Here is a 22765-nt window from a genome sequence, read left to right as displayed (position 1 = left end):
CTCACCTACCTTGCTGACTGCAAAATGGTATTAAATAATTCTTGAGCCGTAGACAAAATTCGTGCTGCGGCAGCATAGCTTTGTTGGTACTTAATCAAGTTTGCCGCTTCTTCGTCTAAGCTTACGCCTGAAACAGACTCAAACCAGTTTTGCGACTGTACTTTCATCGCTTCAGCGGAAGCCAATGAGACACTGGCCATTGATGCATCTTCACCAATGCGTCCTACCATAGACGCATAGGCATCTTGAAAGGTTCTAGGCCTATTCGTCGCTTCGCTACTCACCTGTACTTTGTTTTCATTTTGAAGAGCAGCTAAATTAAGCGCATTGCTGTTGTCGTTAAAGCCATCTGTATTATAGCTAATTGAAAAGCTATCCCCTGCTTTTGGTACACCGTCTAAACTGAGATCAAAACCAGGGTCTGGGCTTATTCCTGCCTGAGTAATAAGATTATTTAAATTTGTTGTTCCTGTGACAGTTGCTAACACTGTACCGCTTCCATCTAATACCTCGTAGGTATCTGCAGCGGTAAAGCTAATTTGAGCTGGCGCTGTATTTAAAAGGCCACCCGCACCATCAAAAGCAGAAGTGCCCACTTCCGTATTTGACACAGTTACATCTGTTACGTTGGCACTGCCTAAGTTAGTGCTATCAGCCCCAGCTCTTACTGGGTTTGCAAAAGCCAAATCTTCGGGGCGGTCGGAGGCTAAACTTATCTTTGAAGCCACGTCTTTGGTTGGCTGAATCAGAAACTCGTTGCCAATGGTATAGGGGTCGCTCCCCGCAAAGTCTATTTCAATACCACCAGGCAATTCATTAAAACCAGGCGATATAGCAAAGTTTGAAAAAATAATGTCATTACCTGAACCATCTTTTTTCGGTGTGCCATCTGGATTCAAAAACGTAATTTCTATTTCGCTGGGCACACCTGCAGAAACTGCCGTCACTTCAATTTTATAATCGGCGTCAGTTAATTCAGCGCCTTTACCCTCGGTAATCTGCGCAGTAACAACATAGTCGCCATTGGTATCTTCGTAGGCTAAGCCTCTGAACGAAGGAATATCGAAAATGTTAGTGCCGATTTGACCGTCTAAATCCATACCCAATTTATTTTGAGTATTCATTGCATCGGCGAAAGCGACGGAGAGCTGACCTACATCACGCATTGTTGGCCCTAACACTTCATTGCGATACTCAAACAACCCACCCAATGCGCCGCCAAGATCACTTTCCAAAATTCGTAATGATGCGTTGTTTTTGGTTTGTGAGCCAAAGTCAGTTTCTAACTTAATTTCTTTCGTCGTTAAATCCGCACTAGAGCTTAACTCAAAAAGGTTGAATGCACCGTTTTCAAGAACGAGTGACTCACCTGACGTAAGATTAATGGTCACAGCACCATTTTGTGTAGTGCTCTCTTTAACCGTAATACCCATGATAGAAGCAAGCTCGTCGATAGCCTGGTCTCTTTCGTTGAGCAGAGCGCTTGGTTGATCGCTCGTATTGTTACCATTGGCAATAACAATATTGCGGTTTAGATCGCCAATGTTGCCAATCAAGGTGTTTGCTCGATTCACCATCGACGTGAACTCTAGGTTGAGCTCTTCCTCTTTTTCTAGCATATAATCCGACAAGGTTCTCATTCGGTTATATAAAGACTCTGATTTACTCAGTACTTGTTCGCGTGACGCCAAATTAGTTGGATCATCAGCAGCAGTTTGCAACGCAGCAAAGTACTCGCTCAATCCTTGAGAGATTGAGTTAGCCTCACTCGCTAATAGGTTATCAATGGCCGCTGTTTTACTAGAGAATGCCTCAAGCTCGCCGACAGAAGTAATGTCCCTGCGCAATTGATTTTGAGCAAATACGTTGATGATACGTTCGGTATTGCCGATCTCTACACCGAAGACTTGGCTGTTTTGAAGCTCAGTGCGCTCGCGAACATAGCCTGGCGTGTTGACGTTGGCAATATTGTTACTGGTCGTTTGTAATAGCTTACTACTGGCGTTAACACCACTGGTGGCTAATGAGAATAAATCGACAGAACTCACAATGTAATCTCCAATGCTATGGCATTAACGTGCTGAGACGATCGCTGTTATACACTGCCATTATCTTGCGCGCGTATTCAGGGTCGGTAGCGTAGCCCGCTTCTTGAAGCGCATGGGTATAGCGCGCTGCGTCAGAAGCATTCTCGACAGCATGGCTGTAGCGAGGCTGTGAAGTGATAAAGCGTCCATAGTCTTCCATTGCGTCTTCTACTGACGAGTAGGACCTAAAAGCAGCCTTTTGTTTTTGCGGCAGTCCATTGTTAAATTCCAACGTGTCGACTACAGCCTGCTCTCCTTGCCATCCCTTATTTGCTTTGATGCCAAATAAGTTGTGCGAGCTTTCCCCATCCGCTTTATGGATAACAAATTTCCCCCACCCGGTTTCAACTGCTGCTTGGGAAATTATTGCTTTAGGATCCATTCCGTATTTTTCTGCCACTTTCTCAGCTATTGGCATTAGGCTCTCTACAAACTGCTCGGGACTTTCGAACATGGCATCTTTTTGTGCTGACTGGCTACGAATAGACTGTGAAGAAAGGGCAATATCCTGCGCCTCAGCTACGTTGTACACACGGTTTCTGTTAAGTGATGATAAGTCGCCGTCACTTCTGATTACACTGGCAGGCGTATAGCTATCCTCAGTTTGACCTAACTGTTTAACAATGACATCAGCGAGACCTAAGCCACCACCGGAAGTGAGGTCTGTTGCTAGCTGTTGGTCGTGCATATCACGATAAAATTTAACTTGCTGCGAATTAAATGGGCTATTTTCGTCAGAAAGGGCATCTTGCGCTTTACGCATTGATTTCAACATCATTTGCACAAATATCGCTTCAAACTGCTGGGCAGCTTCTTGCAATACCGTCTCGTCGCCCGACGCAATGGCTTCACGCATTTTGTTTATGCTGCCCATATCGTGGACATTGCGAGCCATATCAAGCTGACTTTTTGTGCTAAGTGATTCCATCGTGCTTATTCCGCTGTGACCTTATTTTTACTAACGTCTCGTAAATGCTCTTTGCTCGTTTTAAATAATAACGAGCTCTCCACGCAACGCGCCTGCTTGACGTAATGCTTCCAAAATTGCCATTAAATCGCCCGGCGCAGCGCCCACCTCATTGACCGCGCGCACAAGCTGGTCCAGAGTAACGCCTGGCTCAAACTTAAACATGCGGCTATCTGCCAAATCGACATCAACAATCGACTGAGTGGTAACGGCAGTCTGCCCTTCACCAAATGCGTTAGGTTGAGAAACTTGCTGATTTTCAGAGATGGTCACCGTTAGCCCGCCGTGAGTAATTGCTGCTGGTAACAAGCGAACGTCACTGCCAATAACAATGGTGCCTGTGCGGCTGTTTATTACCACACGCGCTGGCGCATCAGCTGGTGTAAATTCGAAGTTTTCTAAGGTAGCCAAAAAGCCCACGCGCTGACCGACATCTCGCGGGGCCGACACGCGAACAGACGCTGCATCAATGGGCTTAGCAATAACATAGCCATTTTCCGGCTGTGCACCTAAACGCTCGTTGATCGTATCTGCAAGCGACTTGGCTGTTGAGAAATCTGGATAATGGAGGTTAAGCGTTAACGTGTCGCCATTGGCAAAGCCTGTTGGTACAGATTGCTCTACCATCGCACCGTTTGGAATTCTGCCTACCGTTGGCGTATTAACGACAATACGAGAGCCATCACCGCCTTGTGCGCCAAACCCGCTCACGACTAAGCTGCCTTGCGCTACAGCGTAGACTTTACCGTCAACACCGCGAAGAAACGTCTGGAGCAGCGTTCCGCCTTGAAGACTGGCCGCTTCGCCAACTGAAGAAACCGTAATATCAATGGTTTGTCCGGGTTTTGCAAAAGCAGGCAGGTCGGCGTGTACCGCCACTGCGGCCACGTTTCGTATTTTTGGCTTGGTGTTAGCGTCAAGACTGATACCAAAGTTGCGCAGCATGGTTCTGAAACTTTGTTCGGTAAACGGGCTTTGTTCACCCGTTCCAGGCAAACCTACAACAAGACCATATCCCACTAATTGGTTACTACGTACGCCTTGAATACTCGCTACATCTTTAATGCGCTGCGCACCTGCCTGTAAAGATAAAAGCATTGTGAAAACGGCTAATACTACTGAAAACAAACGCATGTTCACTCTCCTATCCTAAAACCTAAAGAGGCCACCAAGCAGAATCAAAGAACTTGGTTAACCAACCCTTTTCTTGTGCTCGCGCAAAACTTCCCGTACCCGAATATTGGATACGCGCATTTGCAACCTTAGTGGACACGATTTCATTCTCGGGACTAATGTCTGCCGGACGAATGATGCCGGTAAGACGGATATATTCATCGCCCTGATTCAGGGTTAGCCACTTTTCGCCACGAATAACAAGGTTGCTGTTAGGAAGTACGTCGACCACAGTAACGGAGATAGCGCCGTTTAAGCTGTTGCTTTGGTTAGCTGTGGCATCACCGGAGAAATCTCGGGATGAACTTATTCCCAATTGTACGGACTCTCCGCCAATATTTATCGCTTGCCCAGCTAGCCCGGTTATAGGGTTAAGATTGACGTTTGAATCTTTCGCTGTGCTAGTGTCGGCTGATTTGCTCGCTTGGGTATTCTCGCTTAACGTTACAGTGATGATGTCACCGACTCTTCTTGCAGTAACGTCAGAATATAAGTTGTTAGCAAGCTGCGAACGAAAAAGCGAGCCATCCTCTACTACCGTTTCACGCGGGTAATCTGGCACTACCGGTGCAAACGACGGGTCGTTTGCCTGAACGGGAGGCTCGTTTGTACTGGCGCAACCGCCAAGTATCAGAAGTGCAGCAGATAAACCTAAAATACGCATGATGCTACCTACTAAAGTTGCTGAATAACCTGACCAAGCATTTGGTCGACCGATGAGATAACCTTTGAGTTCATCTCATACAAGCGCTGGCTTTCGATAAGGTTTACTAACTCTTCGGTCACGTTTACGTTAGAGGTTTCCAACGTGCCTTGTGAGATGTAACCCAATCCTTGCAGACCAGGGATCCCCTGAATAGGCGCACCGCTTGACGCTGTCTCTACATAAAGGTTTTGTCCGGTTGGTTGTAATCCGGTTGGGTTAACAAAGTCAGAAATATTAAGCTGACCGAGTACCTGCGGTTCAGCTTGGCCCCGTATGCTCACGCTAATTTCACCATCTTGAGAAATTGTGATTTGTTGCGCATCTTCGGGAATAGCCACTTCAGGCTGAAGCAAAAAACCCGCGCCGGATGTAACAATTTGGCCTTGGTCGTTCAGTGAAAACTGACCATTTCTCGAATATGCTATGGTGCCGTCGGGCTGCAATATTTCAAAGTAACCACGACCTTGAATTGACATATCAAGCGCGTTTTCAGTGGTTAACAGGTTACCTTGCGTATGTGCTTTTTGAGTAGCTACGACCTTCGAGCCTGAACCAAGCATAAGCCCAGAAGGTAGCTCTGTGTCGGCTGACGAACGACCGCCTGGCTGATTGATATTCTGATAAAGCAAATCTTCAAACACCGCGCGGTCTTTTTTAAAGCCCACTGTTGATGCGTTTGCTAGGTTGTTAGACACCACGGCCACATCAGTCTGTGCGGCGTCTAGTCCGGTTTTACTTATCCATAGTGCTGGATGCATGTTAACCTCCGACGTTGCTCATAGGGCAACGGTGATAAAAATTCTTTTACAGGATGCGTAGTAGCTGATTACCGCGAGTATCAAGCTCTTCTGCTTGCTTCATCATTTTGACTTGAAGCTCGTAGTGACGCTGCAGACTTATCATGTCCACCATTTCGTCAACAGCATTAACGTTGGAACCTTCAAGCATGCCCGACATTACTTTTACGTTGGCATTGGCTGGCGCTATTGAGCCATCTTCCATTCTAAATAAGCCGTCATTGCCACGTTCCATGTCTGCATAGTTTGGACTAACTAATTTAAGTCGCCCCACTTCTTCAATAACATTGGCAGGGGCACCTAACTGTCTCATCGACAACGTGCCATCGGCGGCGATATTGAGGTTATCTAAAGGAACAGGAAGGAATATTGGCCCATTGTCACCAAGCACGACGCGATCGTGGATATCTGTCAAAATTCCGTCATCGCCTAACTTGAAATTTCCATCACGCGAGTAAGCTTCTTGACCATTTTGATCTTGTACAGCGAACCAACCATCACCTTGAATGGCTACGTCTAAATCGCGGTCTGTTTTAATCATCGGACCCGACTCGTAATTATTCGACGGGCTCTCTGTCATGGAAAACACGCGAGTCGGCAAACCTTCGCCGTAGGCCGGCATTGACCTTGCCTGCTCTAACTGCGCTCTGAATCCCGTTGTCTGTGCATTAGCCAAGTTATTGGCCCTAATCCCTGTTCCCAGTAGGTCTTGGGAGGCGCCACTTGCTGAAATATAGAGAAGTTTGTCCATGACTGACTTTTGACTCTGATTAAACCTTAAACAAGATTTTGCAAAGGCAGTGCCAATCTGTGGATATTTAGTGCAATTGACAAATAAGGGCGGTATTGAATTGATATATATAGAAAAATAAAAAGGTCGCATTGTTGCGACCTTTCTAAATCGACTCAAATAGGTACAGTTTTCCGCGCCTAAATTTTGCCGCTTAGCAATCTGCTAATGTAGCTTACTGCAAACTATCGAATGTTAAGGATAGTCTGGTTTAGCGAGTTGTTCACTTCAAGCGCACGCGAGTTTGCCTGGAAGTTACGCTGAGCGATAATCATGTCGATGAGCTCAGTGGTAAGGTTAACGTTAGCTTGTTCTAGCGCCGAAGAGTTAATTTCGCCGAAAGTACCGGTTGTTGCTTCACCCGCTAGTGCCTCACCTGAAAGAATACTTTCCTTCCACTGAGTACTGCTCTCTTGAGTTAGGCCTTGTTCATTAGAAAAGCGAACCAAAGCGACACGAACAATAGGTTCAGACGTACCATTAGAGAACGTTGCACGAACCAAGCCATCCGGACCAATGTCGATACCTGTTAATCGACCTACAGGTAAACCGTCTTGTTCTAGTGAAGTAACTTCAAACGCAGAGGCGAACTGAGTCGGCTCATTAGGCGTCGCGTTATTAACATCGAGGTTAAAATCAATGCTTATTTGCTGCGTAGGATCTGAGCCATTAGCAAGAATACCTGCGCCTAACGCTTCTGTTTGCATTTTGAAGTCAAGTGTAGGTAGGCCATCAGGCGTTTCCATGCCAGCAAAATCACCACCTTGAGAGAAGATAAGTTTAGATGCTGTTACGGCGTTACCAGTGTTACCACCGACACTATTTACTGCTGTTGCTGGGTCTGTGTCATTACCCGCTGAATCTGTCATATCAACTAGCGTGTCATCGATTGCAGTAGCAACATACCACTCATTATCAACACCCGGTGTCGCATCCTTTATGAAGTAATAGGTCATTACGTGACTATCACCTAACGAATCGTAAACGGTTACCGATGTTGCTGCGTTGTAGGTAAGCGGATCTTCAGGGTCAAAATCTTGTGGATCTAGGGCTGCATCACCAGCAGGCAAGTTCATTCGAATGTCAACTTCTGTGGTTTGTGCGGGAGAACCCGAAGAGTCTGGAATACGCACTGGCTCTGTAGTACTAAGTGCTACCGAGGCACTTGTACCATCAGAGTTAACGGGGAAACCCAATAAGTTATCGCCGTTACTGTTAACCACGAAATTGTCGCTATCTAACTTGAACTGACCCGCACGTGTGAACGAGAAGTCGCGAGACGTAATTTCAGGTACTGTCGCAAAGAAACCATTACCCGTGATCGCCAAATCAAGCGAGGTATTGGTAAACTGAAGGCTACCTTGAGAAAATTGCTGAGCAACTTCTTGAGTGAGTACACCGTCACCTACTTTAGTTTTACCACCTGAAAGCAGTGATGCCGCATAAACATCGCCAAATTCAGCGCGAGATTCTTTAAAGCCAACTGTATTTACGTTTGCGATGTTGTTGGCGGTTACATCCAAATCTTTTTGTGCGGCTGATACGCCACTCAGTGCAATATTAAAAGACATTATTGATTCTCCTACTAACTGCCGATTTGAATGACGTCATCAAGATTGATACTGACATCACCATCCAAATTCAAAATTACTCCTTGACCACTACCAGCCAAGCTTACACTTCCAACATGGCGATTAACGGCGGTATTCAGCTGAACACCTTCTCCATTCAACTCGCCAGTGGCACTGATAACATATTCACCCGGTGCCATCTGGTTGCCATGCTTATCTTTGCCATCCCATTCAAACTCAATGTTGCCAGCGCTTTGTGTGCCTGCATCAATGGTTTTTATGACTTCACCAAACTGGTTCTCAATAGTGATCGTCATATTCTGAACTGTTTTTTCATTCACGATGACACCCGAAATGCCATCGCCTTCATTGGCCATATAACCCACGTTACCTTGAACCAGCACGTTTTGCCCGATAAGACTAGAGGCTTGTAACGCTTGATTCGATGTCATTGAAGCTGCAAACGACTCAAACTTTTCGTTAAGCTGGGAAATACCGTCGGCCATCGTAAATGATGTCATCTGCGCTACCATTTGATCGTTATCAACGGGTGCAGTGGGATCCTGATTGGCTAACTGCTCAGTTAACATTGAGAAGAAATCTTCCTGGGTTAACTGCTGCTCGGTGCCGTCAGCTATTTTGACGGTTTCCTCTTGCCAATACAGATCAGTATTTAAGCCAGTATTGTTTATGGTATTCACTGAGTAATCCTCACATTATTCAAGCGGCAAGTTACTGCCCTTGACCTAGCTGCAGTACGCGACGGAAAATACGCTTTGTGGTGTCCGCAACCTGCACGTTAGTTTCATACGCTTTGGACGCTGACATCATATTCGCCATCTCTTCCACAATGTTCACGTTGGGTTTATAGATGTAGCCGTTTTCATCTGCCATCGGGTTGTTAGGTGAATACTCCACTTGCAAAGGAGCATCACTTTCTACAATCCCCTTTACTTGAACACCTGCACCTTTCGACTGGTCGCGCATTGCATCTTGCAACGCCGTAGCGAAAACAGGATGGCGAGCTCGGTATGTTTCGTCATAGCTGCTGCTAACCGAGTTAGCGTTGGCAATATTACTTGCCGTAGTATTAAGACGTACATTCTCCGCCTCCATACCCGTACTCGAAATTTGCATTACATTAAATAAACTCATGACTACTGACCTCCTGAGCTAAGCGCTTTTTTCATGCCTTTAATTTTTCCGTTCAAAAATTCTAGGCTGGCTTGGTAGCGCAATCCATTGTCTAAAAACCGATTTCTTTCCGCTTGAACTTCAACCGTGTTACCGTCGCCAGTGTCTGGTTGTGTTGGGATGCGGTATTGCATGTCAAAGTTTGCCGCTACTGACGTAGAATTGCCGCTTAAGTGGCGATCATTTGTCCGCACCATTCCTGAAGAAGCGTGATTGGCTGTACCACCAGATGCTTCTCGCATAGCCGACTGCATTGCTTTATTAAAATCAATGTCCCGCGCTTTATAACCAGGCGTGTTTGCGTTCGCTAGATTTCCAGAAATCACTTCCATACGCTCTGTGCGTATAGTGAGTGCTGACTCATGAAAGCCAACCAGCTTATCTAGGTTAATAGCCATAACATGACCTCTGACATACTAAAAATTTGTTCCTGGTGACAATGTAAGCGGACAATTAAATATCGAATCTTGCCGTTTTACTGTCGTTTGTAGAAATAGTTAGCAAGGCAAATGCCATAATGAGATTTTGACGGAGGGTGTAAGTCAAAAGTGTCGACCTGATCGTAAAAAAAGTATTAGTTATCAGGCCGATAAGTTAGATCATTTTTTTTGATAGTAAAGGCCAGGGTGGCACTTAACCATACTGTAGGTATCACTTGCAGCGCTGATTGATTCAGAGGCGCCAAGGAAAAGCACACCCTGAGGCTGCAGCTGTCCGGCAATTTGTTGCAGGATGCGTTGTTTTACTTCGGCCGAGAAATAAATTAAAACATTACGGCAAAAAACGATATCAAAGCGGCCAAGTGCTGCATAGCTCGAAAGTAAATTTAGACTTCTAAAGCTTACCATCCGACGAACGTCGGGTTTTACCTGCATAAGCCCGCTATCATTTTGCTGGAAAAAGGCCTGTCTCCTTTGCGGGGACAATCCCCTTGCAAGGGACAGTTCGTCATAAATACCTAACTCACACTTTTGCAGCATTTCTGACGATAAATCTGTAGCAACAATCTCAACACCCGCTCTTAATGCACCTGGCCTTTGGCGCTGATATTCAAGTACAGACATCGCAATAGAATAAGGCTCTTGTCCAGACGAACAAGCGGCGCTCCATATGCGAAGCTTCTGATTTTTTGCCGATAGTGTTGGTAGTAACTCTTTTACAAGTAAATCGAAGGGATAGTTGTCTCGAAACCACAACGTTTCGTTTGTGGTCATTGCGTCAATAACGTTCTGTAGTAAGGTTCTGTCGAACCCTTTCACAACCACGTCAATCAGTTCGTCAGCAGACTCATACTTATGCTTATAGAGTAATGAAGCTAAACGGCTGCGCACCAGGTATTGTTTATTATCACCTAATACTATGCCGCATTGCTTTTCCAAAAACTCTCTAAACTTGAGGTAACTTGCTGGCGAAACGTCTTTATTAGCCAATCCTATCTTGCTCCGTTATTCGCACTCAGTCATTAGCCACTTTTGTACCGCGGTAGCAAGTTCATCGGGATGGAATTTCGCGATAAAGTCATCAGCCCCTACTTTTTGCACCATAGCTTGGTTGAAGACACCACTGAGCGACGTATGCAATACAACATGAAGCTTTTGAAGTTCAGGCGTATTCTTAATTTCGGCGGTTAGTGTATAGCCGTCCATTTCTGGCATCTCGATATCTGAGACCAGCACGCCTACACGGTTCGTTACATCGCCGTACTCTTCCGCAATTTCTTTAAGCCTGTTTAATGCTTCAAGACCGTTTTTAGCTAGCTCAATTTCTAAGCCTAGTGAAGTTAGGGCCTTTTTAACTTGGTTTCTCGCTACCGCAGAGTCATCTGCAATAAAGATAATTTTGTTTTCTTGGCCTTCGGTTGTCAGACCTTCTGCCACCTCTGAACTTACTTCGGCATTCAACGGAGAAATTTCATTTAAAATTTTCTCAACGTCTAGAATTTCAATAAGTTCATTTTCAACTTCAGTCACCGCCGTTAAATAGCTTGCTCTGCCAGTACCTTGGGGTGGCGGCATGATCGCATCCCAATTGGTGTTGATAATACGCTCTACGGCACCCACCAAAAAGCCCTGAACTGAACGGTTATATTCCGCAATAACAATAAAGGCATTAGAGAGATCTTCAATTTTACGGCCGCGTGTTGCCATACTTAAATCAATGACCGATATGGTTTGACCACGGATGTGCGCCACACCACGAACCAACGGGTTTAATTTCGGCATTGCTGTTAGCGGAGGACACTGAAGCACTTCCCGCACTTTAAAAACGTTAATTCCAAAGCGTTGGCGGCCGTTCAGTCTAAACAGCAGCAACTCTAAGCGATTCTGCCCAACAAGCTGCGTGCGCTGGTTTACTGAATCTAAAATCCCCGACATAGGTCACCTCTAAGTAATACTGGGCATGATCATTGCCTCTTATGATAAAGATAGACAATATCACTAAATTTTTGCAGGTCAAACGACAGAAAAATGACACTAAATAGCATTTTTCAGTCTTTAGTAGGGTTTATACCTTAACTTAGTCAATGATCCTGCGTTGACGCTCGTGCTTGTAAACCTTATGGATTTACTTTGGCTGTTATTTATTTGCACTAAGCAAACCGGCCGTATTAAGCATAGTCAATAACTTGTAAACTGAACACGAAAAGTCATGATGAAAAATATGAACGCCAAAACGCGCCTTACATTCACACGATTACTGTCATTGACCGTTTTCAGTGTGCTTTCTATGAACTGCTTGGCGACACAAACCAATCACAAACAGGTTGAAGAAGGCGCAAAACAATACCTAATAACTCAACTTGCTGATAATACGCAGGATACTAGCATTGATGTGTCTATTGTGAAGATAGACGATAGGATAAATATTCCTGACTGCCCAACTGGGTTCGAATACAATGCGTCGCAAGAAGCGCTGAGCCAATCGTATATATCAGTTAGAGTGAGCTGCAGAAATAATGAATGGTACCTTTTTACCAGCGGGCAAGTAACGCGTACCAAAGAAATTGTTGTCACTCAAGGCGCAATAAGTCCAGGAACCGTACTAACATCATCGAATCTCTCTCTGGCAAAAGTTGATGTAAGACGATTGCGCCATACCGCATTTACTGAGCTAGAAGCACTTATTGGGGCTAGAATAAAACGCCGAGTGACTGACGGACAAGCTATACAGTCAAATATGCTATGCTTTGTGTGCAAAGGCGACAGAATTACCATAACTGCTGAGGTAGCAGGTATGGAAGTGAAAACAGCCGGAATCGCTCAGCAAGACGGTGTTGTTGGTGACAATATTAAGGTAATTAATGCCAGTAGCCAAAAGGCGGTGATAGCAAGAGTCGCAAGCCCTGAAGAAGTCGTGATACACTTATAAACGAGGCAGCGAATATCTACTTTTTTGTTCACAATTTAGCTAAAGAAATTAGCCAAAAGGCCGATACACTTTACAGAGGCGAAAAAGTAGTGAGGACTAATTATGGCAATTAACAATATAAACAATGGGTTACCGAAAACACCCGTTGATAATGGAAAGGTTGCGCAGCAAAACCAAACGCAGCAATCTCCACAGCAGGCATCAACACAGGCTGCGCAAACCGCATCAGTTCCGCGTCAGGATTCTGTATCGTTGACGCAATCTGCTCAGCAGCTCAACCAAGTTCAGAAGAAAGGTTCGGAAGCGCCTGTGAACCAAGATAAAGTCGATCGCCTTAAGCGAGCGATTCAAAGTGGCGAGTATAAAGTTAATCCTGAAGTGCTTGCCAACAAGATTGCAAAACTAGAAGGTGAGATTTTTGGCGCTAAATAGTGAGCGACAAAACTCGTAACTAATAAGAAGAGAGCTAACGTGACTGAACAAGCAAGCCAATTGACACAAGCACTAATAAAGCAAGTGGAGCAACTGTCTTCACTTGCCGTATTGCTTGAAAAAGAATTGCAACTTATCAGTTCGCGAGACGCAGAATCTTTAATGAACTTATTAGACGAAAAGACAGCACTGTTAACGTCTATTCAGGCTCTCGATGGAAGCATTGAGCGCACAATTAGCGATCAAGGCTCAATGTCAGAAGAAGATGAAGCATTAATGGCTAATGCAAAGAAACTTCTGGACGATTGCAAATACCGCACACAAGTCAATCAAAAAGCCGTAGAGCAAGGACAGCTACGCCTCACACACTTACGTAACTTGATGATGGAAGTTCGTGCCAAAGAATCGCTCACCTATGACAAAAAAGGAAAGCCGAAAGGCGGGACTTTAGGGTCGGGAGTGAGCGCCTAATTTTTTGCGATTTCAGTAAACCCCACTCAGCGAGCTTTAACCATTAAGCCTTAACCGGTAAAAGTAAATTATACCTCTGTGAATTTGCGCATGTTTTAAGACTTCACGATACAGCCACTTGCGCAAACTCCCCTTTCGCTAACGTTTAATAATACTTAACATCCTTTACTCGGCGCGGTTTTGCGGTCGACAGATATATATCGTAAACCTGCTGCATATCTAAAGCGAGTTCGGTGACGTATGTATCTTCACCTACCGGATAGGCTTTTACGACTTCAGCGCCTCTAATGACCCCCTCTACAGATGCTCGCAATGTTTCGCTATCTATAACCAAGTGAGACAGAGACTGATTGCCTTCAATTTTTTGACCATAGACTTGTTCAGTGAGCTCTCGGTATGCATCTAATTTTGACGCTTTCATCGCCATTATAAGCTTCATGCTGTCGCTTTCGCCATGCTGAGAAGAAATCGGCGCATAGCCTACCGCCTTGAGCACGGGATAGCTTTCTGGTTCTATTGTTTCCCACTCAACGTGTTTATCAATAATGCCGCATCCACCAGTGCTTATTGCTAAACCAAGAAAGCAAGACAGCAGTAGCGATTTTGATTTATGTATTTTTTTCAAGCACATAGTTTCATTTCCAAATTGCATTATTAATAAAATCAAATGTGTAGTTACGCCGCTCTCGTCGGTGGCAGCCTTGTAACTACGAGATACCGCCATACTCGCGGTAGCAGATTTTGACGTATTTAAACTGACGCTTTTTACAAACCTTTAGCAAGATACGCGTTGCAAGATATGTGCAAGATTTGCGCCCGATTGATTTAATGGCGACGAAACCATATCAATTGGCACTCTTTTCGCATACTTCGCCTTATAATCCGGGCGCTTTGCATAGCGCAGTTAGACAAAAACCTCCAGAGGTGTGCGGTGCGACATATTAGCAAAACAACGCTGGTAACTATTTTAAATGCTGTCGTGGCGGCAACTTGCCTGTTTGCATTTTTCGTTGGGCAAGCAAATGCCGTGTGGTACGAGGCTACAGGACAGGCTGTGGTGCGAAATGGCGATAAGGAAACTGCCAGACATGCGGCTACCCAAGAGGCACTTAAGCAAGCCATGCTTTTTGCAGGCGCATCAGTTCATAGTGTCGCCAAGCTTACAAATGGTCTTCTTAAAAATGAAGAGATGACCATTCGCTCTACCGGCGAAGTTGAACAACTGGAACTAGTTGATGAAGTTTATAGCGGCGATGTGATTACGGTAAGTATTCGCGCTGACATTTTTCCAAGAGGAAAAGTGTGTGCCGCACAAAATGACCAAAAACATTTCGCTACCACACATTTCAGGGTACGTAACAGAGCGCAACTAACACAGGGGAATATTCCCAATTTCGATGCTTCATTCACCCAGCAGTTAGCGCAGGCCATGCGAAACAAAACTGAAAACCTAGATATTATCTATATCGCGCCACATACTGCAAAATTTGACAGTCGATATACTGACCAAAATGTACGCACGCTTTCAGCGCAAAGTAATACTCAATTTGTGCTGGTGGGCATGATAGATGATTTAAGCGTGACACGGGAAGAGGCTTCGGTTTTTACACCGTGGCGTGAGGGTACTTCTCGACGCTCCTTTGCTATGACCATTCAGGTCTATGACGGCATTAATGGAGGCCTGTTGTTGACTAAGTCTTATCAGAATCAAGGAGAATGGACATTCGACAGATTCGAAGATGTAGATGAATTTTCGACGAAGTTTTGGCAGTCGCTTTATGGGCAAACTGTCAACGCGACAATAGCAGAAGCGATTGAAGACATAAAAGAAGCCACTGCATGCCAGCCAATGACAGGTAGAGTGATTAATGTTGCCGGCGATAAAATTTCTGTATCTTTAGGCAGAGACAATGGCATTTCTGAAAAGGATGAACTATACCTTTATCAAGCTAAAGAGATTGTCGATAACCGTGGCCGTAAATACTTACAATACTCGCTATATCCTGGCAAGTTCGTGGTTAGTAATGCCTACGGTAATTCGTCTCTGGTAGTAAACGAAGGTACAGGTGTTATCGCAAATATTCAAGAACACGATTTTGTAGTAAAAAAATAGTCTTTTTCGATCTGCCTCAACCAGTTTAGAGTTCCTAGTTTATATAGTACTTTCGTCATCTAAGTGAATTAATTGCTTTTGGAAAGGTATCGAATATCAATTACTTCAAGCATTGAATAAAGCGTATCTATAAACTTTTGCTTCAATTCGTTTTTGTAAGAATCCAAATTATCATAGGGAATTTGTTCAACAAAACATGCTGTTTTGTCCAACAGCGGCATAAAAAATTAACAAATTGAACAATCCCCATACACTGCTCTTTAGATTTACGAGACTAGCGGTACACTTTGATATTTAAAAATACGCTGACCATAGCCAAAGCCCTCGTATCAACGAGGGCTTTTTATATGCATTAGAAAACCAGGCCATGGGATCATTACTTTCACGTCAATGACAGGGACGTTCTTCTCATAGCGCTGCACCTTGTTGACAAAGGGTTTCGTATTTTCCCGAACTACGTATAATAAAACTCCCTACGCATTAGGTCCCCATAGTTTAATGGATAAAACAAGGCCCTCCTAAGGCTTAGATGTTGGTTCTTAATTGGGGCATGGGACTGTGCGTATTTAAATCACTGTCAAACATAGATAGGACAGTAGGTATAAATACGCAATAGCTATTATTGCTAAGAAACACTCTTAAATAATGCTGCTGATTATTTGTTGGTATGTATTTTCTATTACCGGGACGTAGCTCAATTGGATAGAGCATCCCCCTCCTAAGGGGAAGGTTGTGGATTCGAACTCCACCGTTCCGGCCATTTCTCGAATAGATAAGATGGATTATTCTTATTCATAGTAGCTCATATCTAATCTGACAATTTTGCTCGAAATTTCGACTTGACCCGATAGGCAGCAAAAGACAATGAGCGGACATATCACGCTCTGCTTAGGATTGAAAAACATGGGCTAAAATTGCAGCGAAGCGACAAAATCTACGTGCCACTGTCCCTGCGAACGTTCGAGCGGCTTATTAGATTGTTACGTGCCTAATCCATTAACTTTACCAACTATTTCGACGTCTTCTTGATCGTATTTCAAAATTATCTGAACATCTTGAGCGTTGTCAAACATGTATCCGCTCTCGGTATTAACAACCTTTACTGCTTTTTGTGACACTAGATTTAAAGACTCAGCGTAACCAATATATCCATTATCTCTAGACCGAATTTCATAAACATTGCCATAGTTATCAATCATTGATACAAGTTTGATTTTTATTTGAACAGTTTCCTTAACTTTATCCAGAGATGATGCATCCCCTATTAATCTATAGTCACTATCAAAAGTTGCAGCAACTCTCTCAACTCTCAAAGGGGTAATTCCTGAAAAAAGAACTGTATTGGCCGAGGTGTCAGAATAGTAAAATCCATTAACACTTCTGGCTAGAATCCTGTCCTCTGAAGATAAACTTTGGTCTATTGAGTCCAACTTAACGGATTTGATGATCTGTTCCGGAGAATAATTTTCTTCAGGGATTTCTTTACTTTCACTTGTTACCGGAAGCACGAGTACTCCGTTATTAACAATTCCATTAAATGAATTATTAATATCAACTTTAGATTCTGTGGATGGTAAAAAATAAAGAAGAAACCCGATAATAGAAGCCACAGAGCCTATAGCGCCTAACTTATTCCAAAGAGTAAGCATTCTGAATCTTTTACGAAGGCTGAATTTTTCCAAATTTTCTTCCAATTGGTAATTAACGCACACATAAAAGGCGCGAGCTCGCGAGCGTATTTAATCTCGTTTGTTAGATTTTTGGGTCAAACATCATCTTACCAATACACCAAATTGACTGTCCAACATTGGAAATCAATTGTTGTCCTTGCCTTAAAAATGAATTTTCGGTGTCAATTCCGGCAAGCTCTAAGGCTTCTCCTATCTTTGAACTCGTCGGGTGTGCATCACCTAGTCGCATATCATAAGCACCTACAATTGGCCCGAAGACTTTACGAGCAATATCGGCTCCAACTTTCTGGGACAGGATGTCTTGCAGTAGTTTGTTTGAGCCAAGAGTGTCCTTATTTGCATGCGCTGATAACGCCCGCAACGCTTTGACATTAAGCCGGTCAGAGAAGACGCGTACAATTTCTTTTGCTAGCCTTAACAATGACGCCTGATCTTTACTTTCGAATCTGGATATTTTCTTTAAGGCTTCTATTCGGTTTATATCATGTGAGAAAAGAGAAACATTAAACTCTTGCTTAAATCCATTCTCTAGCATGCTAATTACTTCGAAAAGCAACTCCTCTACTGCATGTGTGGATGCCGGTTGAGCTTTCACTTGAGAATCTAATAACTCACTGGAAACTTTACCCTCTGGGACTGCATTATGTGCGGCCCATAAGTGTTGTTCCCATGAAGGGAGACGAGCGATGTCATAAGCATATACTGTAATGAAATCTGCTAAGTTGACCCCAAAGTGAATTCGATAACCGGACGTTGAGTGAATAGAACCTGTTTCGGCTGTATACCATTCAAGTGAAAATCCACGAAGCCCCAATAATTCATTTACAATACTTGAACGAAACCACAGCCATCTTCCAACGTCTTCATTGTTTAGTTCAGATGAAGCGATGCGAGTGCTATCTGTTTCGACTATGAATTGAGGTAGATTTGTATCGGCATCCCCTCTAACGCGCTTGCTTATGCCTTGGTGCTCGATCCATTCATCTCGCCAAAACTCTCCTTCCACCTGCACACCATCATAACCGTACTTGTTTCCTTCAGACTGTTCATAATCAGTATTTTCGTTTGTTTCAGGCCCCATTACGGGGGCATCTTCCTCTTCATCTACATCTGTACGCCACGCACGAAACATTGACCAGCTACCACCAAATACATCATTCAAATTGCGAATAAGCAGTTCATATCGGCCGTCATCCCTCTCTTCTTGGTGGTCCTCAAGGCCAACGTATTCGCTATTTTCAAGTGATGGTACGTTTTCCACTCTTTGCCGATAGTACGATAGCTTTAGAGACAAATTTCTAGCTGCTAAATAGTCCAGAAGAAACTCTCTCTTTATTTCGATTAGCCGATGCTTTCCTTTGTCATCGAGAACCTCACGAGCTACTACAATAAAGTTTTCTTCTGGCCTTACCCAGTTATTCCCCTCTTTTATAAGCCGGAGTGCTACAACCAAGTCAGGATTTAGTACCCATAAAGTTCCGCCAACTACAGGTTGAGGGTGTTCAAATACAAGATGAATTCCGATTGGTTCTTTGTCATTCCATTGGTACTGCTCAATTGTGGAATAATAACCATCTTCGTAGGCGTAGGGTTGGGGAGTACACCCAATACCAATATCACTCCAGCTAGCTTTCTCTGCTTTTTGTCTGTGCTCTGGAGGAAATGCTACAGAACCACAACCAAAGTACTCGCCAACATGCCCTGTATTTTTACAGTCTCCTTTTTCATCGTTAATAGATGCCCTCAAAGGCACCCAAGTTGACTTTGAAAAAGTCCGTCGTGTTTCTTTCTTTTGAAGAATCCAATCTTGATTCATGAATCGTCATTTCCCTTGCGCATAACGCTCATGCGTCAGTGTGCTTTAATTTGTTAGTACCCGAACTTCGACAATATCTTCTGGATTTACAGGCACTGACTGATATCCATCTTGGTCAATCCTATATGCGTCTGGATTAGTTAGTGCGTGAAATGAGGAGATCAGTATTTTTCCCCATGGGTTTTCGATAAACGTTTCTACTTGATTGGGGTCAAGTGAGCACCGAACGACTAGCGGAGCACCAATTTCACCAAGCTTTAATCCAATAGGCTCGTCTAATTCAAAACACATGCTTACCTGTTCGCCACCGTACAATCCGAGCAAGTACTCCGTCCCACTCCCCCCAAGCTCTATCTCCGTAAAGTTGAAGAAAATACGTCGATTCCTAACGGAGCTTTGGCCGTAGTCAAAATAGTCACCCCATCGTTTTTTTATTGTCAGGATTTCTTTTTCAGAAAACAGGTGCCCGTGTTCATTTATAAAGGCCTCTCTTATTTCTTCGCCGTCTCGAATCAAAAGTCCTTTTGAGCGGATACTGTCGGGTACTGCTCTCGTGTAATGAACACCAATGATTCGATTGTCTCTACAATACCGATCAAGGTCCCTAGTTAGAGAGGACACGTCACTTCGTTCAACTAACGATTCCGAGAATTCATGCTCCATGCATGCGCTTTCGATAGCCATAAGACGACTAACGAATTCCTCGGGAAGGTCTAATGGTTTACATAGATCTATATTCATATTTTGGTACTAACGCCCGCAACACCGGGCAATTTGGAACGTAGCGGAAAATAGGTCCGCGTGATTGCGAATATTAAATGATTGGCTACCAAAATACCGGCAACGCATTTGAAGTAACCACATCTTTACCGCTCTTCTTGCCATTACAGGCTTCGCAAAGTATTTGTAGATTGGTTGGATCATTTACACCATTGAGGGCGATAGGGACTATATGATCAATCGCAAGCTTTCCATTCACATGATGTAGTGACGTCAAATCGGCCTTACATAATGCACACAGGCCTTTCTCTCTGCAAAATAGCGCCCGCTCCAGCCATTTTGGCCAATAAGTGCACCTAGGTGATCTAGATCCAAGAATATCGGCTATCTTTAGATTGAAAGCCTTCATTGCTTCACGATCAGAAAATAGCAGTGTAAAAACCTCAGGGACAATCATAGAAGGTAGATTATCTAACACGATGTCTTCTAGATAATCCAAAGCATATTCGTACTTATATTCTTCCGTGTGCTCTTCGGTTACTACTATTGTTTCACCTGTTTCATCATCACGAAAATGCTCTTCGATATATTGTTCTAGGGTTAGATATTCAACACTGTGAGCATCAAGCATAAAAAATACTGGATTAACATCTTCGTAATCCCAGCCGCCACCGCGAAAATAGAAGTTCAAATCATCGCGAACAACATAGTCAATATAGTCATGTAACAGCGACCATTTTTGAGGCTTTAATATTTGATTATCAAGATCACTTGCTACTTCAATAGGATCAGCCAGAAAATCATCTTCAAAAATTGCCTTCCTAACTTTGTCAGCGTAGGAATATGACTCACTAAAATTAAAAACATGACATTTCTGAAGAATTTGACTCATTCTCGATTCCATTAACAGCTTATTATACAGATCTTACAGGGTAGCCTACCTTGTAAGGTAGTGGTGGCAAAATGTATCGGCATGCTAATAAGGCTTCAAAAAATTTCAATAAATCAAACCGTAACTAAAACCATCAAACTCGGCAAGGAATTGATGACTCTGACCCAGTGCAAAAAATTCCTGATTTGAGAAGAATTGTCGTGATTACCGATTATGACACCGGGAAACCAGAAACTCACAAATTTGAGTTATACAAAACTGATCCTATTGACTGCTACAAGGTGTTGGTTGATGGGCGACTGTGGAAAAATAGAATTGGATGGACCAATTTCTTGTAGGGTTCAGGAAAGCCCTGCCTCGATTATTAAGGGAGTGAACGCCCTATTTTCGCGCATTGATGATATTAAAAACGTAATGAACCACTGACCGCTTCACGCCCTGAACCGCCTAATAATACGCACTGGCGGGCATAGAAAATAAGTAATCGTTCATTCTAATCCATCTTATCTACTATGAATAAGACGTATATTTCTATTTGTCACTCGACAAGTGGTACTAGACGTTGAGTCATTCTAGGCATGTCTGGTTTATTTAAAGCGAACTGAAAATCACCAAGCTCTGCAAAGGCAACCTTCTTTTTGGCTCGAGTGAACGCTGTGTATAGCCAGCGTTTTGTGCATACTGATGAGTTTTCGCATACAACAACAACTGTATCAAAGCCTGCTCCTTGGCTTTTATGCCCAGTTACCGCATATCCCAGTTGAGGTCCTGAGTTTACGAACTCATCATATGACAGTGTGATAGAGCCAATTCTCTCCATGTTCAAATGAATACCTTCAGCATCATGTTTTACGAAAATGCCGAAGTGACCATTTAAAATGCCCAGTTTGGCGTTATTTTTAGTAAACAGTAGCCGATCATTCGAGTAAATTTTATTACCCAAGACAGTGAAAATACTGAATGCACTTTTTACTCGCAGCCTTTGTATACGGCGATTTATTTTTGACGCAGTTACATTAGTCGGGCATAAAACCATTGCTTCATTAATCAATGCATACTTTGCAATATCGTCTACGGTTGGTTTTATTATCTCGACATACTTGTTTGGAGCAGGTTTACAACCTGCCAATACCGCATTCGCGGCGTTAGTTATTTCTTCGGATTCAGCCCTGAAAACCTTAGTCAATTTGGCAGTAGGAAAGTATGAAATGGCTTGTTCAAAAAACTTCCCGTATCCTACGGCTGACAGTTGATTGGGATCGCCTACAAAAACTAGTTTAAGATTATCCAACCCAAGCTTTGATATATAATACAATTCTTGTACACCAAGCATGCTCGATTCATCAATAATAAGCAGAGTATGAGGACGTACTTGAATATCGCCATTTGAAACACCGTAACGCAATTTAGCTAAAGTGTAAGCTTCAGCCCCTCCTGTTGCTTCGATGATTCTATCTACAGCGATACCACTCAATGCAGCCCCTATGACGTTGAATCCAGTGAGGCTCTTATAAATCCAATTTATTGCACTTATTACTTCAGTCTTGCCTACACCTGCGCCTCCTGTAATACAACTAACATTGTTGTTAAGGGTGGAATGAATGGATAGTTCTTGCTCCTGGGTCAAGGCGATTCGGTTTATCGTTTTGAACATATCCAGGTTTTGAGCAATTTCATAGTCATGAAATTTTATTGACCTGTTCGAACTGATTTTCGTCAGAAACTGCCGAATCGTAGTTTCCATTTCATAGAAAGCCGGATTTGTAATATAACCGCTGTCGAAAATGATGGCCTTTGTTTCCACAGCGATTGATAACGCCAACAGTCCATCTATCTGATAATGCTTGGCTTGCTCGATAAATTCATTTCGATGCATCTGCATGTTCCGGCCCATTCCGATCACCCATTTCGGTTCAATCCGATCACTGATTTCGGTCTAATCCGATCGCCTATTTCGGTTTTATCCGATCAAAAAT

Annotated in this window: 22 protein-coding genes and 1 tRNA gene; 5 read left to right on the top strand and 18 right to left on the bottom strand. The window is 43.6% G+C overall.

The features are described 5' to 3' along the window. Window positions 1–5 precede the first annotated feature (5 nt). The 12 genes from flgK to MHM87_RS05760 form a co-directional block, all read right to left on the bottom strand. Complete coding sequence (gene flgK, locus MHM87_RS05815) at window positions 6–2048, bottom strand: flagellar hook-associated protein FlgK (RefSeq protein WP_239258040.1); 2043 nt, start codon at window positions 2046–2048, stop codon at window positions 6–8. 16 nt (window positions 2049–2064) lie between these two features. Next, window positions 2065–3015, bottom strand: coding sequence for a flagellar assembly peptidoglycan hydrolase FlgJ (gene flgJ / locus MHM87_RS05810; protein WP_239258039.1), 951 nt, complete (start codon window positions 3013–3015; stop codon window positions 2065–2067). A 60-nt stretch (window positions 3016–3075) separates the two neighbouring features. Beyond that, window positions 3076–4188, bottom strand: coding sequence for a flagellar basal body P-ring protein FlgI (locus tag MHM87_RS05805; protein WP_014948600.1), 1113 nt, complete (start codon window positions 4186–4188; stop codon window positions 3076–3078). Between the two features lie 22 nt (window positions 4189–4210). Continuing rightward, window positions 4211–4891 carry a flagellar basal body L-ring protein FlgH gene (flgH, locus tag MHM87_RS05800; protein ID WP_014948599.1) on the bottom strand — a complete coding sequence of 227 codons (681 nt, stop codon included), beginning with the start codon at window positions 4889–4891 and terminating at the stop codon, window positions 4211–4213. An 11-nt stretch (window positions 4892–4902) separates the two neighbouring features. Continuing rightward, on the bottom strand, window positions 4903–5691 hold the full coding sequence (gene flgG, locus MHM87_RS05795; RefSeq protein WP_014948598.1) for a flagellar basal-body rod protein FlgG: 789 nt from the start codon (window positions 5689–5691) through the stop codon (window positions 4903–4905). 46 nt (window positions 5692–5737) lie between these two features. Further along, the gene (locus MHM87_RS05790) at window positions 5738–6481 is read right to left on the bottom strand and encodes a flagellar basal body rod protein FlgF (RefSeq protein WP_014948597.1); all 744 of its coding nucleotides are present in this window, start codon (window positions 6479–6481) and stop codon (window positions 5738–5740) included. Window positions 6482–6705: 224 nt separating this feature from the next. Further along, on the bottom strand, window positions 6706–8091 hold the full coding sequence (gene flgE / locus MHM87_RS05785) for a flagellar hook protein FlgE (RefSeq protein ID WP_014948596.1): 1386 nt from the start codon (window positions 8089–8091) through the stop codon (window positions 6706–6708). 14 nt (window positions 8092–8105) lie between these two features. Next, the gene (flgD, locus tag MHM87_RS05780; protein ID WP_012517628.1) at window positions 8106–8792 is read right to left on the bottom strand and encodes a flagellar hook assembly protein FlgD; all 687 of its coding nucleotides are present in this window, start codon (window positions 8790–8792) and stop codon (window positions 8106–8108) included. 31 nt (window positions 8793–8823) lie between these two features. Continuing rightward, complete coding sequence (flgC, locus tag MHM87_RS05775) at window positions 8824–9246, bottom strand: flagellar basal body rod protein FlgC (protein ID WP_012517627.1); 423 nt, start codon at window positions 9244–9246, stop codon at window positions 8824–8826. Between the two features lie 2 nt (window positions 9247–9248). Further along, complete coding sequence (gene flgB, locus MHM87_RS05770; protein WP_014948594.1) at window positions 9249–9683, bottom strand: flagellar basal body rod protein FlgB; 435 nt, start codon at window positions 9681–9683, stop codon at window positions 9249–9251. A gap of 201 nt (window positions 9684–9884) precedes the next feature. Continuing rightward, on the bottom strand, window positions 9885–10715 hold the full coding sequence (locus MHM87_RS05765) for a protein-glutamate O-methyltransferase CheR (RefSeq protein ID WP_014975874.1): 831 nt from the start codon (window positions 10713–10715) through the stop codon (window positions 9885–9887). Window positions 10716–10730: 15 nt separating this feature from the next. Then, window positions 10731–11660 carry a chemotaxis protein CheV gene (locus MHM87_RS05760; protein WP_014948591.1) on the bottom strand — a complete coding sequence of 310 codons (930 nt, stop codon included), beginning with the start codon at window positions 11658–11660 and terminating at the stop codon, window positions 10731–10733. 277 nt (window positions 11661–11937) lie between these two features. On the opposite strand from MHM87_RS05760, the gene flgA reads away from it, so the two are divergent. From flgA to flgN, 3 genes are all read left to right on the top strand, one after another. Then, a complete protein-coding gene (gene flgA / locus MHM87_RS05755; RefSeq protein ID WP_014948590.1) occupies window positions 11938–12654 on the top strand; it encodes a flagellar basal body P-ring formation chaperone FlgA in 717 nt (238 codons plus the stop codon). A 102-nt stretch (window positions 12655–12756) separates the two neighbouring features. After that, a complete protein-coding gene (gene flgM, locus MHM87_RS05750; protein WP_014948589.1) occupies window positions 12757–13086 on the top strand; it encodes a flagellar biosynthesis anti-sigma factor FlgM in 330 nt (109 codons plus the stop codon). 39 nt (window positions 13087–13125) lie between these two features. Further along, window positions 13126–13557, top strand: coding sequence for a flagellar export chaperone FlgN (flgN, locus tag MHM87_RS05745; protein ID WP_039234146.1), 432 nt, complete (start codon window positions 13126–13128; stop codon window positions 13555–13557). 145 nt (window positions 13558–13702) lie between these two features. Here flgN and MHM87_RS05740 read toward each other — a convergent pair whose 3' ends face one another. Next, on the bottom strand, window positions 13703–14188 hold the full coding sequence (locus tag MHM87_RS05740) for an LPP20 family lipoprotein (RefSeq protein ID WP_014948587.1): 486 nt from the start codon (window positions 14186–14188) through the stop codon (window positions 13703–13705). A gap of 300 nt (window positions 14189–14488) precedes the next feature. Between MHM87_RS05740 and MHM87_RS05735 the strand changes: the two genes are divergently transcribed. Together MHM87_RS05735 and MHM87_RS05730 are read left to right on the top strand one after the other, a co-directional pair. Next, window positions 14489–15670 (top strand): flagellar assembly protein T N-terminal domain-containing protein, encoded by a 1182-nt coding sequence (locus MHM87_RS05735; RefSeq protein WP_239258038.1) that lies wholly within the window; start codon window positions 14489–14491, stop codon window positions 15668–15670. A 683-nt stretch (window positions 15671–16353) separates the two neighbouring features. Continuing rightward, window positions 16354–16430: transfer RNA gene (locus MHM87_RS05730), tRNA-Arg, on the top strand. A gap of 220 nt (window positions 16431–16650) precedes the next feature. On the opposite strand, the gene MHM87_RS05725 is transcribed toward MHM87_RS05730, so the two are convergent. The 5 genes from MHM87_RS05725 to MHM87_RS05705 all read right to left on the bottom strand — a co-directional run bounded on the left by MHM87_RS05725 (window position 16651) and on the right by MHM87_RS05705 (window position 22671). Next, window positions 16651–17352: a hypothetical protein gene (locus MHM87_RS05725; RefSeq protein ID WP_239258037.1), complete on the bottom strand. Its 702-nt coding sequence runs from the start codon at window positions 17350–17352 to the stop codon at window positions 16651–16653. A gap of 70 nt (window positions 17353–17422) precedes the next feature. Continuing rightward, the gene (locus tag MHM87_RS05720) at window positions 17423–19177 is read right to left on the bottom strand and encodes a hypothetical protein (protein WP_239258036.1); all 1755 of its coding nucleotides are present in this window, start codon (window positions 19175–19177) and stop codon (window positions 17423–17425) included. 45 nt (window positions 19178–19222) lie between these two features. After that, window positions 19223–19501, bottom strand: a complete 279-nt coding sequence (locus MHM87_RS05715; protein WP_239258035.1) for a hypothetical protein — start codon at window positions 19499–19501, stop codon at window positions 19223–19225. 502 nt (window positions 19502–20003) lie between these two features. Next, window positions 20004–20789 carry an HNH endonuclease gene (locus MHM87_RS05710; RefSeq protein WP_239258034.1) on the bottom strand — a complete coding sequence of 262 codons (786 nt, stop codon included), beginning with the start codon at window positions 20787–20789 and terminating at the stop codon, window positions 20004–20006. 538 nt (window positions 20790–21327) lie between these two features. Continuing rightward, window positions 21328–22671, bottom strand: coding sequence for an ATP-dependent RecD-like DNA helicase (locus MHM87_RS05705; protein ID WP_239258033.1), 1344 nt, complete (start codon window positions 22669–22671; stop codon window positions 21328–21330). Between the last annotated feature and the right edge of the window lie 94 nt (window positions 22672–22765).

This window comes from Alteromonas sp. Cnat3-28, assembly GCF_022348265.1.
GTDB classification, from domain to species: Bacteria; Pseudomonadota; Gammaproteobacteria; order Enterobacterales; family Alteromonadaceae; genus Alteromonas; species Alteromonas macleodii.
The sequence above is the reverse complement of the archived record's forward strand: the minus strand, read 5'-3'. Positions and strand labels throughout refer to the sequence as shown.

What these genes read in the sequence shown, in the direction of transcription:
- MHM87_RS05720 (WP_239258036.1), bottom strand. Translation starts at nt 19,177, where the DNA reads ATGAATCAAGATTGGATTCTTCAAAAGAAAGAAACACGACGGACTTTT.
- flgC (WP_012517627.1), bottom strand. Translation starts at nt 9,246, where the DNA reads ATGAGTTTATTTAATGTAATGCAAATTTCGAGTACGGGTATGGAGGCG.
- flgE (WP_014948596.1), bottom strand. Translation starts at nt 8,091, where the DNA reads ATGTCTTTTAATATTGCACTGAGTGGCGTATCAGCCGCACAAAAAGAT.
- MHM87_RS05705 (WP_239258033.1), bottom strand. Translation starts at nt 22,671, where the DNA reads ATGCAGATGCATCGAAATGAATTTATCGAGCAAGCCAAGCATTATCAG.
- flgG (WP_014948598.1), bottom strand. Translation starts at nt 5,691, where the DNA reads ATGCATCCAGCACTATGGATAAGTAAAACCGGACTAGACGCCGCACAG.
- flgJ (WP_239258039.1), bottom strand. Translation starts at nt 3,015, where the DNA reads ATGGAATCACTTAGCACAAAAAGTCAGCTTGATATGGCTCGCAATGTC.
- flgH (WP_014948599.1), bottom strand. Translation starts at nt 4,891, where the DNA reads ATGCGTATTTTAGGTTTATCTGCTGCACTTCTGATACTTGGCGGTTGC.
- MHM87_RS05805 (WP_014948600.1), bottom strand. Translation starts at nt 4,188, where the DNA reads ATGCGTTTGTTTTCAGTAGTATTAGCCGTTTTCACAATGCTTTTATCT.
- flgM (WP_014948589.1), top strand. Translation starts at nt 12,757, where the DNA reads ATGGCAATTAACAATATAAACAATGGGTTACCGAAAACACCCGTTGAT.
- flgA (WP_014948590.1), top strand. Translation starts at nt 11,938, where the DNA reads ATGAAAAATATGAACGCCAAAACGCGCCTTACATTCACACGATTACTG.
- MHM87_RS05710 (WP_239258034.1), bottom strand. Translation starts at nt 20,789, where the DNA reads ATGAGTCAAATTCTTCAGAAATGTCATGTTTTTAATTTTAGTGAGTCA.
- MHM87_RS05760 (WP_014948591.1), bottom strand. Translation starts at nt 11,660, where the DNA reads ATGTCGGGGATTTTAGATTCAGTAAACCAGCGCACGCAGCTTGTTGGG.
- flgB (WP_014948594.1), bottom strand. Translation starts at nt 9,683, where the DNA reads ATGGCTATTAACCTAGATAAGCTGGTTGGCTTTCATGAGTCAGCACTC.
- MHM87_RS05790 (WP_014948597.1), bottom strand. Translation starts at nt 6,481, where the DNA reads ATGGACAAACTTCTCTATATTTCAGCAAGTGGCGCCTCCCAAGACCTA.
- MHM87_RS05740 (WP_014948587.1), bottom strand. Translation starts at nt 14,188, where the DNA reads ATGTGCTTGAAAAAAATACATAAATCAAAATCGCTACTGCTGTCTTGC.